At 48.7% G+C, this 15,024-nt stretch carries 16 protein-coding genes; 11 read left to right on the forward strand and 5 right to left on the reverse strand.

Annotation, left to right across the window (positions count from 1 at the left end; genetic code table 11):
* Nucleotides 1–20 precede the first annotated feature (20 nt).
* On the forward strand, nucleotides 21–1,505 hold the full coding sequence (locus tag E1919_RS11750) for a SusD/RagB family nutrient-binding outer membrane lipoprotein (RefSeq protein ID WP_162053598.1): 1,485 nt from the start codon (nucleotides 21–23) through the stop codon (nucleotides 1,503–1,505).
* Between the two features lie 128 nt (nucleotides 1,506–1,633).
* Here E1919_RS11750 and E1919_RS11755 read toward each other — a convergent pair whose 3' ends face one another.
* The 5 genes from E1919_RS11755 to E1919_RS11775 all read right to left on the reverse strand — a co-directional run bounded on the left by E1919_RS11755 (nucleotide 1,634) and on the right by E1919_RS11775 (nucleotide 6,264).
* A complete protein-coding gene (locus E1919_RS11755; protein ID WP_162053599.1) occupies nucleotides 1,634–2,350 on the reverse strand; it encodes an SAM-dependent methyltransferase in 717 nt (238 codons plus the stop codon).
* A gap of 236 nt (nucleotides 2,351–2,586) precedes the next feature.
* The gene (locus tag E1919_RS11760; RefSeq protein ID WP_162053600.1) at nucleotides 2,587–3,357 is read right to left on the reverse strand and encodes an alpha/beta fold hydrolase; all 771 of its coding nucleotides are present in this window, start codon (nucleotides 3,355–3,357) and stop codon (nucleotides 2,587–2,589) included.
* Nucleotides 3,358–3,463: 106 nt separating this feature from the next.
* Entirely contained in the window at nucleotides 3,464–4,516 is a 1,053-nt protein-coding gene (gene selD, locus E1919_RS11765; RefSeq protein ID WP_162053601.1) for a selenide, water dikinase SelD, read from the reverse strand.
* A 2-nt stretch (nucleotides 4,517–4,518) separates the two neighbouring features.
* On the reverse strand, nucleotides 4,519–5,547 hold the full coding sequence (gene mnmH, locus E1919_RS11770; protein ID WP_162053602.1) for a tRNA 2-selenouridine(34) synthase MnmH: 1,029 nt from the start codon (nucleotides 5,545–5,547) through the stop codon (nucleotides 4,519–4,521).
* Nucleotides 5,548–5,550: 3 nt separating this feature from the next.
* Nucleotides 5,551–6,264, reverse strand: coding sequence for a pyridoxine 5'-phosphate synthase (locus E1919_RS11775; protein ID WP_162053603.1), 714 nt, complete (start codon nucleotides 6,262–6,264; stop codon nucleotides 5,551–5,553).
* A 169-nt stretch (nucleotides 6,265–6,433) separates the two neighbouring features.
* On the opposite strand from E1919_RS11775, the gene E1919_RS11780 reads away from it, so the two are divergent.
* From E1919_RS11780 to E1919_RS11825, 10 genes are all read left to right on the forward strand, one after another.
* Nucleotides 6,434–6,895, forward strand: coding sequence for a GatB/YqeY domain-containing protein (locus E1919_RS11780; protein WP_162053604.1), 462 nt, complete (start codon nucleotides 6,434–6,436; stop codon nucleotides 6,893–6,895).
* A gap of 131 nt (nucleotides 6,896–7,026) precedes the next feature.
* Complete coding sequence (locus E1919_RS11785; RefSeq protein WP_162053605.1) at nucleotides 7,027–7,545, forward strand: CvpA family protein; 519 nt, start codon at nucleotides 7,027–7,029, stop codon at nucleotides 7,543–7,545.
* Nucleotides 7,546–7,881: 336 nt separating this feature from the next.
* The gene (locus tag E1919_RS11790; RefSeq protein ID WP_162053606.1) at nucleotides 7,882–8,451 is read left to right on the forward strand and encodes an anthranilate synthase component II; all 570 of its coding nucleotides are present in this window, start codon (nucleotides 7,882–7,884) and stop codon (nucleotides 8,449–8,451) included.
* A gap of 51 nt (nucleotides 8,452–8,502) precedes the next feature.
* Nucleotides 8,503–9,279, forward strand: coding sequence for an alpha/beta fold hydrolase (locus E1919_RS11795; RefSeq protein WP_162053607.1), 777 nt, complete (start codon nucleotides 8,503–8,505; stop codon nucleotides 9,277–9,279).
* On the forward strand, nucleotides 9,276–9,944 hold the full coding sequence (locus E1919_RS11800) for a CBS domain-containing protein (RefSeq protein WP_162053608.1): 669 nt from the start codon (nucleotides 9,276–9,278) through the stop codon (nucleotides 9,942–9,944). Before E1919_RS11795 ends, E1919_RS11800 begins: the two co-directional genes overlap by 4 nt.
* A 12-nt stretch (nucleotides 9,945–9,956) precedes the next feature.
* A complete protein-coding gene (locus tag E1919_RS11805) occupies nucleotides 9,957–11,345 on the forward strand; it encodes a BamA/TamA family outer membrane protein (protein ID WP_162053609.1) in 1,389 nt (462 codons plus the stop codon).
* A gap of 10 nt (nucleotides 11,346–11,355) precedes the next feature.
* A complete protein-coding gene (locus tag E1919_RS11810; RefSeq protein ID WP_162053610.1) occupies nucleotides 11,356–12,243 on the forward strand; it encodes an NAD kinase in 888 nt (295 codons plus the stop codon).
* A gap of 128 nt (nucleotides 12,244–12,371) precedes the next feature.
* On the forward strand, nucleotides 12,372–13,370 hold the full coding sequence (locus E1919_RS11815; protein WP_162053611.1) for a DUF6089 family protein: 999 nt from the start codon (nucleotides 12,372–12,374) through the stop codon (nucleotides 13,368–13,370).
* Between the two features lie 47 nt (nucleotides 13,371–13,417).
* Nucleotides 13,418–14,215, forward strand: a complete 798-nt coding sequence (porG, locus tag E1919_RS11820; RefSeq protein ID WP_162053612.1) for a type IX secretion system protein PorG — start codon at nucleotides 13,418–13,420, stop codon at nucleotides 14,213–14,215.
* A 58-nt stretch (nucleotides 14,216–14,273) separates the two neighbouring features.
* Nucleotides 14,274–15,017 (forward strand): isoprenyl transferase, encoded by a 744-nt coding sequence (locus E1919_RS11825; protein ID WP_162053613.1) that lies wholly within the window; start codon nucleotides 14,274–14,276, stop codon nucleotides 15,015–15,017.
* Nucleotides 15,018–15,024 lie beyond the last annotated feature (7 nt).

Below are 15,024 nucleotides of genomic sequence, written 5' to 3' on the forward strand. Positions count from 1 at the left end.
ATCATTAACAAATCCCTGACATGAATATAATTTCAAAATATAAACTTTGCTTTGCACTGCTTCTCGGCCTCGGCCTGAGTTCATGTGACAAAGATTTCGAAGAAATCAATGTAAACCCCAATGCACCTGAGGATGTGCCCGCGGCCGTAATTCTGCCGGCGGCACAACAGTCAGCCGCTAGCCGGTTGTTTGGTGCAAGCCTTAACTTAACGTATGCTGAAACCTGGGCGCAACACATAGCTAAAATTCAGTACATTGATGAGGACCGTTACGAGTTCCGTCCTGATGCGATTGCAATACATTGGGATGCGCTTTACAGTGGGCCGCTGTATGATACACAACTCATCATTCAGAAGGCTGAGGAAAACGGGAACCAGGCCATGGAAGGTGCAGGACGCGCACTGCGGGCCCTGATTTACCAGAACATGACGGACCTGTGGGGTGATATTCCTTATTTTGAGGCCTTACAAGGAACAGAAGGTAACATGACACCGGTATATGACGAACAGGAAGCTATTTACATGGACCTGTTGCAGGAACTGGAAGCTGCTAATACACTACTTGCTGCTGGAACTGGTACCATAGGTGGCGACCTGATGTATGGTGGTGATATAATGCAGTGGAGAAGGTTTGCTAACTCGCTTCGTCTGCGCTTGCTCATTCATATGGCTGATGTAGCTCCTGCTATAGCTAAAGAAGGTATTGAGCAGATTGCAGGTAACCCGGATATGTACCCCATCTTCGAAAGCAATGATCACAATGCTGAACTGGCCTTCTTAGGTGCGCAGCCTTACCGTAACCCATGGTTTGAAAATGCTGTTACACGAGATGACCATGCAGTAAGCCAGACACTGGTACAGTTGCTGGGTGCCAAAGATGACCCACGCCTGGCAGTGTATGCGAAACCTGCTGCCGAGCCTGTTGCAGGTGCAGGAGTGCAATTCAGAGGAAACACCTATGTAGGTCAACCTAATGGTGCATTAGTTCAGCCTTCTCTGCCGACAGTATCTCGTATTGGAGACCTGTACCGTGGTACAGAAACACAGCCTATGTATGTGATGACGTACAGCGAGGTAATGTTTATTCTGGCAGAGGCTGCAGCACGTGGCTGGAATGTTGGTATAACTGCTGCTGAAGCTTATAATGAAGGTATTATGGCAAGCATGCTTCTGAACAGAATTACGGATGAGGCTGCCATTTTGGCTTACCTGGCACAACCTAGTGTTGCTTATGCTTTGCAGGCTAACAAAATGGAAGCTATTAGTGAGCAGAAGTGGTTAGCGCTGTTTGGTAACGGTATTGAAGCATTCACCGAAGTAAGAAGAACAGGATACCCTGATGAAGTAACAGAGCCTGTAGCTTCTGCTTATCCAGGTAGAGGTGTGGCACTTCGCTTCCCGTATTCTATTCAGGAGCAAAGTACGAACCGTGCCAATGTTACCGCTGCAAGTGCAGGAATAACAGATTTCCTGTTCGGGGAGCGTCTGTGGTGGGATGTTGACTAAGCAGTAAGATAAAGTACTTTGCAGACAGGTGATTTACCTGCTGCATTAAAAGAAAGGCTCCCGGTTTCCGGGAGCCTTTTCTGTTTTATCGAAACAAACTGGAGTGGTGAAGGCTAAGCCACCACAGTTCACTTGTAAATCAGAAACACTGCCGGCTGTTTGTGAATATCCGGGAGCTTCCCATTCCACTGCTGAATCGTTTTCGTCTGTATAAACTCATGCTCCGGCGAGGTGATGTTCGCGGCAATGCACAGTCTCGTTTCCGGGTGCAGCGTCTGTACAAGGTCCTCCAGAAGCTTGTTGTTGCGGTAAGGGGTTTCCATGAAAATCTGCGTCTGGTTGCGCTGCTGCATCTCCTTCTCAAGCGTTCGGAGCGCCTGCAGCCTGTCCCGCTTTTCGATGGGCAGGTAGCCATGGAAAGCAAACTGCTGTCCGTTAAACCCGCTGCCCATCAGGCTAAGCAAAATGGCTGAAGGGCCGGCAAAGGGCACTACTTTTATATTCTTCTGGTGCGCGTATTTCACTACTTCTGCGCCTGGGTCTGCCACACCGGGGCAGCCTGCCTCCGAAATAATGCCGGCATCTTTTCCCTCGTCTAACAGTGGCTTCAGCGATGCCTGCACCTGGGCCGGAGTGGCATCTTTGTCTACCTGCACAAAAGTGAGCTGCTCTATTACCAGATCCGGGCAAATACTCTTTACATAGCGCCGGGCGGTCCGCAGGTTCTCCACTATAAAATACTGCAGGTGCTGCACCGTATCCTTTACCTGCGGCGATATTACCTGGTGGGCTGTGTCTTCAGCGAGTATAGTCGGAATTAAATAGAGTGTGCCGGTCTTTTTCATAGTGCAAAAGTATAAAGTATAACGGTGCCGGAAACAAAAAAGCTGCCACGGCTAATTTGCAGTGGCAGCTTTTTGTCAGAATCAGGATTTGTGGGATAGTAGGATGCTTAGGACGATATTATCTAAAAATCATGTGTTGAGCAGCAAAGGGTATTCTCACGGTTTCGCTTTTTTAGTTTTCATTATGCCTGCATCCTGTATATTCAATAATCCTGCATCCCCTCATTCTGACAAATTTATTCTGTGCTCAGGAAAGTAGTCACCAGGTCGTATACTTCATCAGGCGCCTGGGCATGTACCCAGTGCCCAGCCCCTGGTATAGTTTCTACCTCTACCAGCGTAAACAGGTGCTCAATGCTGCCATATATATCTTCGGGCTGTATGTATCTCGACTTGCCGCCTTTGATGAAAAGCGTGCTTTTTTTGAAAGGAACATCTGCTGTGATGCCAGCTGCTATATGCTCATAGTTCTTCTCAATCGCGTCTAAATTCATGCGCCAAGCCAGGGTCTTGTCTTCCTGGCGGTGGAGATTCTTCATCAGGAACAGGCGTACATACTCTTCCTTTATATGCTTGGCCAGCTGTTCGTCCACCTCACTGCGGCTGGTAACGCCTTCTAAGTTCACCGCTTGCAAGGCGTCGATAATCTCGTCGTGGTGCGGGGGGTACGCTTTGGGGGCTATGTCTACTACTATCAGCTTGGTAAGACGCGTAGGGTACTTCAGTGCAAATTTCATTGCTACCTTACCTCCCATAGAGTGACCCATGATGGCAGGTGTGGGAATCTGCAGTGCATCTATGAGGCGCAGCACATCATCGGCCATCACGTCATAGTTATGCTCCTCGTTGTGCGGAGAGCGGCCGTGGTTGCGCAGGTCTACCAGGAATACATTGTAATGCTCCGCTAAACGCTTCGCCAGTGTTTGCCAGTTATCTAATGTGCCGAACAAGCCGTGCAGAATAAGCAGCGGCTGCCCATGGCCCATTTCTTTATAGTGTAGTTTCATATGGTCAGGTGTCAATTATCAGTAAACAATGCTCATTTTATAAGAAGTACGGAAGTACGGTGGAGGTTGATGAAATTTCCAGACCTTCAAAGCGCCGAACTCCTCCTTAGATTACCCTTATTAGTTTCTCCTCTGCCTTACGCTCTTTCAGTACCCCAAACGGCTGTAATTGTAATCCAAACTCCTCAAAAACCTGCAGCACCTCTTCTTTGTCGGCCGGGTCTACGGCTACTAAAAGGCCGCCGCTGGTTTGTGGGTCGCAGAGCAGGTGTTTCTGGTCTGGCGTGAGTTCGGCTATTTTGTGGCCGTAGCTGTCGAAGTTGCGGTGGGTGCCGCCGGGTATGGCTTTCTGCGCCATGTACTCCAGTGCCTCGGGCAGCACCGGTACTTTGTCAAAGTATACCTCAGCAGACAAATTGCTGCCTTCGCACATCTCAGACAAGTGCCCTAGCAAACCAAACCCAGTTACGTCGGTCATGGCTTTTACTGCCTCTAGTAGCCCCAATGTTGCCCCTATTTTGTTTAGTTGCATCATCTGCTGCGGTGCGAGCTGCGTGTGCTGCGGCTTCAGTATACCTTTTTTCTGCGCCGTCGTCAGCATGCCTACGCCTAATGGTTTGGTCAGATAGAGTTCGCAGCCGGCGGTGGCGGTGTCATTTTGTTTCAGGTTCACGATGTCGACCATACCGGTTACCGCCAAGCCAAAGATTGGCTCAGGACTGTCGATGCTGTGGCCGCCTGCCAACGGTATGCCCGCTTCGTGGCAGATGCTGCGGCTGCCTTCAATCACGCGTTTGGCAACTTCCGGTGCCAGTTTGTCTATCGGCCACCCCAATACGGCAATGGCCATCATCGGTGTGCCGCCCATGGCGTACACATCCGAAATGGCGTTAGCAGAGGCAATACGGCCGAAGTCATAGGCGTCGTCCACAATTGGCATAAAGAAGTCGGTGGTGCTGATGGTAGCGCGGCCATTCCCAATGTCATATACTGCGGCATCGTCGCGGGAGCTGTTGCCTACAAGTAAGTTCTTGTTCTCGGGATAGCTCATATCCGTGTGAAGGATAGTATCGAGTACTTTGGGTGAAATTTTGCAGCCGCAGCCGGCGCCATGGCTGTACTGCGTTAAGCGTATTTCGTGTTCTGAGGTTTCTTTCATAATCAAACTAAATTTTGGCGGCTGGCAAACTCCAGTATCCGCTGCGCATTTTCTGCTGGATCCATGCTATTCAACGCCAATGGCAGCACCTGCTGCTTATTAGCCAATTGATAGGTATACGCCTTATCGTAATAGGAGAGGGCGATGTCGACCATTTTCTCCATGTCTCCTGCGGCAATTGCTTCCAGTGCCTCTTTTGTGGCCAGGCCACCCAATCGCTTCTTTATTTTTAGGATGGCAGCCTCCAGTAAAACTTTGTCGGTGCGGCAGTATTCTTCGGCCAGTTTCTGCACACGCAGCTGCTTCGGCAGCTCAAGTACAATGGTTGGCGCTGCCTGCATCCGGTCGAAGAGCTGCTTGGGCATGACCACGCGGCCAATCGTAATGCTCTCGTCCTCCAGCCACAGTGCCTGCTGCTCGTCTATCTTCAACAGCTCCATGCCCAGCAGGTTCTCAAAATGTTCGGTGCTGGGCTGTGGCGGCATACCGATGCTCCCGAAAGCGGAGCCTTTGTGGTTCGCCAGTCCTTCTAGATCTACTGTTTGCTGGCCTTGCTGTTGCAGGTGGGGGAGGATGTCTGTTTTGCCGCTGCCGGTCAGGCCACCAACAACCAGCAGGGGGCGCTGCTTCTGGAACTGCTCCTGCATCAGGTGCCGGTAAGCTTTGTAGCCGCCCTGCAGCAGGTGTACTTTATAGCCGGAGAAGTTGAGCAGCCAGGCCATGGCCCCGCTGCGCATGCCGCCGCGCCAGCAATGCACCAGCAGTTCTTTGTCCTGCGCCAGCTTGCCTGCGGCCTTTACGAAAGCAGACATCTTTGGGCCAAACAGGTCCAAGCCAATGAGCACCGACGGGTCGTGGCCCTGCTGTTTATAGGCTGTGCCAATGACGGCACGCTGCTCATCATCAAAAATAGGAAAGGAATGCGCTTGTGGAATATGTCCCACCGCGTACTCTTTCGGCGCGCGCACGTCCAGCACAGGCAGAGCTTTTGCCTTCTGAATAAACTCTTCTATCGTTATGGTATTCAGCATCGGTTACTTAAGTTGGCGCAGGTACAGCTGGATGGTGTTTTCCAGCCCATAGTACAGTGCATCGCAGATAAGCGCGTGGCCAATACTCACCTCTGCCAGCTCCGGCAGGTTGTTTTTCAGGTATTTGAGGTTGTCCAGGTCCAGGTCGTGGCCGGCGTTGATGCCAAGGCCAAGCTGATGCGCTTTTTGTGCCGCCTTTACATAAGGTGCAATGGCCTTCTCAGGGTTATTACGGTAACCAGTAGCGTAGGCTTCCGTGTAAAGCTCAATCCGGTCTGTGCCTACCAAAGCCGCGCCCTCTACCATGCCCTTGTCCGGATCCACAAAAATAGAGACGCGCATACCGTGCTCCTTTAGCTCAAGTATGGTTTGCGTCAGGAAATCTTTGTGCCGGATGGTATCCCAGCCTGCGTTGGAGGTGATCGCATCGGGTGCGTCAGGTACAAGTGTCACCTGGTCCGGCTTCACTTCCTTTACCAGTTGCAGAAAGTCTGGCGTTGGGTTTCCTTCTATGTTAAATTCTGTGGTTACCACTTCTTTTAAGTCGTACACGTCGCGGTAGCGGATGTGGCGCTCATCGGGGCGGGGGTGCACCGTGATGCCTTGTGCTCCGAATCGCTCACAATCTTTAGCCGACTGCATAACATTTGGCCTGTCACCGCCACGGGCATTCCGTAAAGTGGCTATTTTGTTTATATTTACACTCAGTTTAGTCATCGGGATGCTGTTATATCTGCTGGAGCTTTTACGCGCCTCTTTTCAAATGACTAAATTAACGGAATTTTGTTTAAGATGCTTTAAGTGGCGCCGGGCATCATGGCGTATAACAAAGCATTGGCGGTATAAACCGTTTTGATCTACATATAAAAACATCAATAAAAGAACTATGACACTAAAAGAACGCGTTGACGCTGACATCAAACAAGCCATGCTGGCGAAAGATAAATCCCGTTTGCAGGCGCTGAGAAGTATCAAGTCACAGATACTGCTGGCAGAAACTGAGAAAGCTGGCACGGAAGGTATTTCAAACGAAACAGAATTGAAGTTGCTGACAAAGGCTGCTAAGCAGCGCCGCGAATCAGCGGAACTGTATGCCAAACAAGGCCGCGCCGATTTAGAAGAAGTAGAGCTGGCGGAACTGGCTGTGATAGAGCAGTACCTGCCACAGCAGCTGGATGAAGGAGACCTGCGCGTACGCCTTTTGGAGATTATACAACGTGTGGGAGCTACCGGCCCATCAGACATCGGCAGAGTAATGGGCGTGGCCTCCAAAGAACTGGCTGGCCAGGCTGACGGACGCGCCATCTCAAGTGCAGCTGGTGACCTGCTGAACAACACTGATTTTTAAATTATAGCTCTTTCAACCGGGGCTCCTCAGGAGCAGCTTCGGCTGAAAGAGCTATAAAACATTTAAGGTGTAACAATTACAAGTGTGGAGGCAATGCCTTGTGCCCTTCATTTTATATCTTGTTTCTTAACATGAGTACATTCGATTTTTTTCTGGCAATTCCCATTGCCTACGGTGCTTTTCAAGGCTTTCGCAAAGGCCTGTTGCTGGAGCTGGTGTCGCTGGTGGCACTGGTGCTCGCGATTTTGGGAGGCTTAAAGCTATTGGACACCGCGCTGCCCATGATGGAAGGTTTTGTGGGCGACGCCCATGGCCTGCTGCCGTATGTCACTTTCCTGATTGTGTTTGTAGGAATTATCCTGCTGATACACCTGGGCGGCTTGCTGCTGAAAAAGGTCATTGACTTTACTCCGTTCGGCTTCTTCGATAATTTTCTGGGAGCCATTCTGGGAGCACTAAAGTGGTGCGTGGCGCTGAGCCTGCTGCTTTACGTGTCTGACATGGCCGGCATCAGCGTTTCTACGGACACAGCGACAACCTCTATGGTATATCCAGTAGTGCTCAAAACAACGCCGTACGCGCTCGATATCCTGAGTTACGTGCTTCCGTTTGTGAAAGCACTCATCAACTCCTTGAAACATCATTTTTAAAAGTTAAAAATTTAGAGAGAAGGTTAAAAAGTTATAAGGGTGATTGGTTTCACCTAAGGTTAAGCCTTTTTATGCTTAGTTGTCTGGCGCAAAGCTATTGTTTTGCTGAGAATTTCAACTTTTGAAGTTATTTCTTTCACCAGACGAAACTGCCACTTACATCTTTGCACCAGCGAGTCTGGAGACTCGCACTTATTGTGCGTCACGGGAAATATTCCCGCGCCAGTTAAGGATTTTGTAACCCTTAGTTTGGCAAGAGCAGTACAACTCTAACTCTCTAACTCTCTAACTCTCTAACTCTCTAACTCTCTAACTCTCTAACTCTCTAACTCTCTAATGCTTCTCCTGCTTGATAACTTTGACTCGTTTACCTATAACCTCGTAGACTATTTCGGGCAGTTAGGGGTAGAGGCAAAGGTGGTGCGGAATGATGTGCCGCTAGAGGAGATACAACGATTACCCGTAGAGGCCATCGTGCTGTCGCCGGGGCCAGGCGCACCGCAGGGGGCTGGTAGTTTGTTGGAGGTGGTGCGTTATTATCATGAGAAAATGCCGATGCTGGGTATTTGTCTGGGGCACCAGGCCCTGGGAGAGTTCTTCGGGGCTACCTTAGAGAAAGGCATCCGGCCGATGCATGGGAAGCTCTCAGAAATAATCTGCGAATTGGATCCTATTTTTGAAGGGCTTCCACAGAGAATGCCGGTAGTACGCTATCACTCCCTCGTATTGCGCCATACCCCGGAATGCCTTGTTCCGCTGGCACATACACAGGAAGGGGAACTGATGGCTTTCCGGCACCGGGAACTGCCGCTATATGCATTGCAGTTTCATCCGGAGGCCGCTTTAACTACTTATGGTTTGCACATGCTCCGAAATTGGCTTACTATTGCTAATATTGCACATTAAAATGATCGTATACCTCTAGAAATACGTTTCTTTCAAAAGTTTCTAAGCTACATGAATTTACAAATCAGGCAAGAAGGCGGTTTCCAATACATTGACGAAGGAGAAGGAGAAGTACTGTTGCTGTTGCACGGCTTGTTTGGCGCGCTGAGCAACTGGAATGGCGTTGTGGACCATTTTTCAAAGAACTACCGTGTGGTGATTCCGCTCATGCCTATCTACGAAATGGCGTTGCACAAGGCGGGAGTGCCTGGTCTTACGGCGTTTGTAGAGGACTTCGTGAAGCTGAAAAAGCTTAAAAACCTGACAGTTCTGGGAAATTCTCTTGGGGGCCATGTTGGCCTGGCTTATACTTTAAAAAATGCCGACATGGTGCAGCGGCTTGTCCTAACCGGCAGTTCCGGCCTGTTCGAGGATTCTATGGGTGGTTCATTTCCAAAGCGCGGTAATTACCAGTATGTGCAGGAGCGCGTGGGCTATACGTTTTACGATCCGAAAACCGCTACCAAAGAACTGGTAGATGAAGTTTTCTCTATCACCAACAGCAATGCCAAATGCCTGCGTATTATTGCTATCGCCAAGTCGGCACAGCGACATAATATGGCCAAAGATATCACAAACATAAAGGTGCCAACGTTGTTAATCTGGGGACTGAACGATACCATCACTCCGCCGCTGGTAGGGCATGAATTCAACAGGCTCATTGAGAAATCAGAACTTTATTTCATTGATAAGTGCGGACATGCCCCAATGATGGAACATCCGGAGAAGTTTAACAGTATCTTAGAAAAGTATTTAGAGAACACACCTATAACCGCGACAGCTACATGATTGCAGAAGAACTCATCAACCAAATGATCCCGCCGCTGAAACTCTATGACACCGTAGAGAAGGCTTTGCGTTGGATGGATGAGTTCCGGGTGAATGAATTGCCTGTTGTGAGCAACCGCAAGTACATGGGCTTGGCTTCTGAGCTGGGCCTGATTGAGTTGAACGATCGCAGCCAGGCTTTAAAAGGGCTTGAGCTGGAGCATCAGGAAGTGCATGTGATGCAACACCAGCACTTTTATGATGTGATGGAGGCGGCAATAAAGAACAAAATACAGGTGGTGCCTGTGCTTGATGATGACCAGGAATACATAGGTATCATCACCATAAACGATACTTTAGCGGCCTTTGGGCAGATGTCGGCGCTGCAGGGGCAGGGAAGCATTCTGGTGCTTTCGATGCCGGAACGAGACTATTCGCTTAGCCAGATCAGCCGCCTGATCGAAGAGGAAAACACAAAGATCTTGAGCGCCTACGTCTCCCCTGATGAGATGGACCCTTACCAGATAAAGCTTACTCTGAAGCTGAATGCCACTGATCTTTCCCGTATCATAGCTACTTTAGAGCGTTTTGAGTATCGTATTACGGCTCAGTTCAACGACAGTAGCACCGACAACGATGTAGGCCGTGATCGGTTAGACATGCTGCTGAAGTACCTCGATATTTAAATCTGCGCAGTGATGCAACTGCGTGCGTCTATCTTCTTTATTTTTCTGTGGATAAGTTTGGCTGCACGGGCCCAGGTCTGTGAGGAGCCTCAATTGGTCATTGCGGATGTGAAGCTGGCAGGCAATGAGGTTACTAAACAGCAGGTAATGCTGCAGGAGCTGACTTTTGCCACCGGCGATACCGTACGATCCGATGAACTGGAACAACTGCTGGAGAAGAACCGCAGGCGCCTGTTTAACCTGCGCCTTTTTCATCATGTAAACTATACCTATACCTGTGACCAAAGCAATGTGCTGGTACAGTACGAGGTGCAGGAGCGCTTTTATCTATACCCTGTTCTGATTTTCGATTTTGCAGACCGTAATTTCAACGCCTGGCTGGAGAAGAAGGACTGGAGTCGCATAGATTACGGTGCCAGTCTGGTGCGCCGGAACTTCAGGGGGCGAAATGAGGATGTGCGGGTACGGGTGCAAAGGGGCTTTAACAAGCGGCTGGAGTTTTCTTACCGGATACCTTACATCAGCCGCAAACATAATCTTGGGGCTGAGGTTGGTGTAGCAGACTACAGAAGCCGCACCATCAGCTATACCAACCTTAATAACAGGCAGTACTTTTATGAAGAGGAGGAGGGGCTGCCCATTCAACGCACGGCATTGTCTGTAGGGTTGATACACCGGCGTAGCGTGCAGCGGCAGGAAGGCCTGCGTTTATCATACCTTCAGGAAAGCATCTCAGACTCGGTGGTTCACTTGAACCCGGAGTACTATCATAATGCACTGGACGAGCGGCAGTACCTGCGGCTGGAGCTATTCAAGGTAGCTAACCTACGGAATAATTTTGCCTACCCTCTTTCCGGAAGTTATTTTGAGGCCGGTGTGGCACAGAACTTCTTCCTGAAGGATTCAGGTACTCCCTTCACCACTCTCTGGTCGAAATACGCGCATTACAGTAAGCTTTCAGAAAAGTATGCCTACATGGTGGGGGCGGAAGGGCAGTTGCGGCTATCGGAGCGGTATGCCTTTGCTGATAACCGGGCGCTCGGTTTCAGGTCACTTGTAAGGGGCTATGAACTTTATGTGGTGGGGGGGCAGCACTATGGCATTTTTAAACAAAGCTTAACACGGGAGCTGCTGCAGATTAAAAGTATTAAACTTAATTTTATCCAAAACCCTAAGTTTAATAATATACCTTTGTCTGTATATCTTAATGCTTTTACAGATGCAGGCTATGTGGTGGATAACGTTTTTCAGGAGAGGAACCCACTCACAAACCGCCTGCTAATAGGCGGAGGGCTGGGCGTGCACCTGGTTACTTTCTATGACATCGTGTTGCGATTGGAGTATACTGTTAACAGGGAAGGAGGCAGAGGCTTATACTTCAGCACTGGGTTCCCATTTTAATAAATCAACTATGAGAATAGCTATCCTTGGCAAACCTTTTAGTGACACCATCGCACCTTTCATTCAGATGCTCTTCGACGAGTTACAGCGGCGGAAGGCAGAGTTGTTTCTGGTGGAGCACTTCCACCAGTTCCTGAAAAACACGCTTAACCTACCTGCCAACATACAAACGTTTAGCAGGGGCGACAAGCTGGAGGGCGTGGATGTGGTGCTCAGCATCGGTGGCGACGGCACCCTGCTGGATACGGTGACCTATGTGGGAGAGCAGCAGATTCCAATACTGGGGATTAATACTGGAAGGTTAGGGTTTTTGGCTACCGTGCCTTACGACAGCATTACTGTTGCGCTGGATGCGCTTTACAAAGGGCACTATACCTTAGACGACAGGGCTTTGATACGGGTGGATTCTGACCAGGAAATCTTTGGCGGTATCAACTTTGGGTTAAATGAGTTCAGCGTGCTAAAACGCGACACCTCCTCTATGATAGTGGTGCACACTTACATAGACGGAGAGTATCTGAACTCGTATTGGGCCGATGGTTTAGTGGTCGCAACACCAACCGGATCTACAGGGTACTCGCTTAGTTGTGGAGGCCCTTTGGTACTGCCCCAAACTAACAATTTTGTGATCTCACCCGTATGTCCACATAACCTTAATGTTCGGCCCATGATTGTGTCAGACAGAAGTGTGATATCCTTTGAAGTGGAAGGACGCAGCAGTGCTTACCTCGCTTCGCTTGATTCGCGTTCTACTGCTGTTGACATGAATGTGCAACTGGCGGTACGGCGCGAGAACTTCGCAGCCAGACTTGTGAAGCTCCACCATGTCAATTTTCTGAAAACACTGCGCAGTAAACTTAACTGGGGTCTGGATAAGAGGAACAATATAATAACGTAATATTAAATATATATAATATAAATTTATTTAATTCAGGATTATCACTATTTTTGTTACAGCTCATGTTGAAGATTATCAGTCTGAGTCAGAGTGATAAAGCTGATACCATACTTTAGATTTCGATTACTATGAAGAGATTATGTACTCTTGTACTCTTGTTTGTTTTCACGCTTACCCTTGTTGCTATTGATGCCGAAGCGCAACGTTTTACGCAACGTAAGAGGTATGGCTCTATTGGTTTAACGCTGGGTGCCACAAATTACTTTGGTGATATTGTGCCGGAACCAGATTTTACAAGCTTCCGCTTTAAGTCTACGCGCCCGAACGTAGGCCTTAGTTATACTTACCGGTATTTTCCCCGTGTTTCATTTAGAGGGGCTTTCCATTGGGGGCGCATCATGGGTGATGACAGACTGAGCGCTTCTCTGGATGAAGGCGAAAACGCTGGCCGTTTCATGCGAAACTTATCCTTTAGAAACGATATCAAGGAGTTAAGCGCTGTAGCCATCATTGACTTATTTGAAAACCGCCAGACATATGCGCGTCGGCCTGATTTTGTTCCTTATGGTTTTTTTGGGGTAGCTGTTTTTCATCATAACCCAAAAGCGTACTATGAGAGTGGCGTACGCGAAGGTTTATCTCCTGATCAGGATATCCCAACCGGCTGGTATGAATTGCAGCCTTTAGGTACCGAAGGGCAATATGTGGATGGCGGAAATTATCCTGATCCGTACAGCCGCGTGCAGATAGCCATTCCGTTTGGTTTAGGTGTGCGTTATAAGCTCGACAGAAACTGGGATCTAAACATTGAGATTGGCTGGAGAAAGACTTTTACGGATTACCTGGATGATGCCAGCGGTTCTTTTGCCAATAAAGCTGATCTTCTCAATAACAACAGCGGAAGCGAAAACCCTGTGGCGGCAACTATTCTTCACGACAGGAGCGGGGAGTCTGGCTTTGCTACTTTCCCGGACCCAAATGGTACACCTTATCAAATTGTGCCAGGTTTTGGAACGCCTGCCAACACTAAACGAGGTAACGCATCAGACGACGATTGGTATATCACAACAGGTATTACCCTGAATTATATTTTAACACCTCGTATCAGAAGTCCGAAGTTTAGATAATATATTTGGCGGCACATCGTTGCTCAACTAAACTCCGCTTAAACTACATGGCATTACATAATTTTAAAGCCGCACTCCTTATTTGTTTAATACTGCAAATAGGGGGTGCTTTTTTTGGCTACGCTTCTTATGCACAAAGCAAAACTCCTATCACTACATCAGAAATAGGTATAGGCATTGGGGGTGCTAATTATAAAGGTGAGGTTTCTCCTAACTACCGTTTGCTTAATAACCAACCCGCACTCACCGTGTTTTACCGCCGCGACATGTCTGACGCGATCACGTTGCGTGGCGGGCTGATGGGTAGCCATCGCATCTTTGATGACAACACTTTTAGTGATGAGGCCTATGCGGATGACCGTCCCTACCATGAATACCGTCAGGCAGAGCTTCGCCTAAGCCTCTTTGAGTTTTCAGCAGTAATGGAGTATAATTTCCTCGATTACTACGACATGAAGCAGAACCCGCGCATCTCTCCCTATCTTTTTATCGGGGCGGCAGGCTTGCTTTACAATGTAAAACTGTATTCAGATACACATACGCCGAACCGTAGCGACACAGGCAACAGCCTTAACAAGGAGTTTAATACCAAAATCCTGGTTTCCGTGCCTTTTGGTTTGGGGGTAAAGTATGCCCTGAGCAAACACTGGAACCTTGGCCTGGAGTTTGGCGCACGCAAACTCTTTACTGATAAATTTGATGCCCTCTCTGAGGATGACCCTGCCCACCTGGCAAACCCTAATGACAACGACTGGTACTACTACAACGGTGTCAGTATTTCCTACACTTTTTACCGCAACAACTGCCCTCCTGTGTACAAGAAAAATCCCGGCCTCCTAGATTAAGTTGCAATGTTTCATAAATTTATGATGCTTTTTGTAACTTGCGGGGAAATTGAGTTGAATGAATCTTAAGGACAACGTAAACTTAGGCAATTTACCAAGGCATATAGCCGTTATCATGGACGGTAACGGGCGTTGGGCAAAGCAAAGAGGGGGGCTGCGGATATTTGGCCATCAGAATGCTATTAAAGCAGTGCGCGACACTGTGGAAGGCGCAGCTGAGCTAGGGGTGGAGTATCTGACCCTTTATGCTTTTTCTACAGAGAACTGGTCGCGACCTAAGGCGGAGGTTACTGCGCTGATGACGCTCCTGGTATCTACCATACGCAAAGAAACCGCTACCCTTAATAAAAATAATATTCGTCTGCAGTCTATAGGCGATACAGCCAGTTTGCCGCAGGCTTGCCAGCGCGAACTGCTGGAGGCTATAGAGCTAACAAAGCAGAATTCACGCATGACGCTGGTGCTTGCCCTCAGCTACAGTGGCCGGTGGGATATTACACAGGCGATGCAGAAAGTTGCTTTAAAAGTGGAGCAGGGCCAGTTGCAGCCTGCTGACGTGAATGAAACTACTGTGGCGAAGCATCTTTCCACGGCAGGCATGCCTGATCCGGAGCTACTTATTCGCACCAGCGGGGAACAACGCATCAGCAATTTCCTGTTGTGGCAATTAGCTTATACTGAACTTTACATCACAGAGTTGCTTTGGCCTGATTTCAGGAGAGAGCAACTCTATGAGGCAATAATATCTTATCAGAACCGCGAGCGACGATTTGGTAAGACAAGTGAACAAATTATAAAGTGATAAAAAC

Origin of the sequence: Pontibacter pamirensis (assembly GCF_010015475.1) — a bacterium.
Lineage (GTDB): Bacteria > Bacteroidota > Bacteroidia > Cytophagales > Hymenobacteraceae > Pontibacter > Pontibacter pamirensis.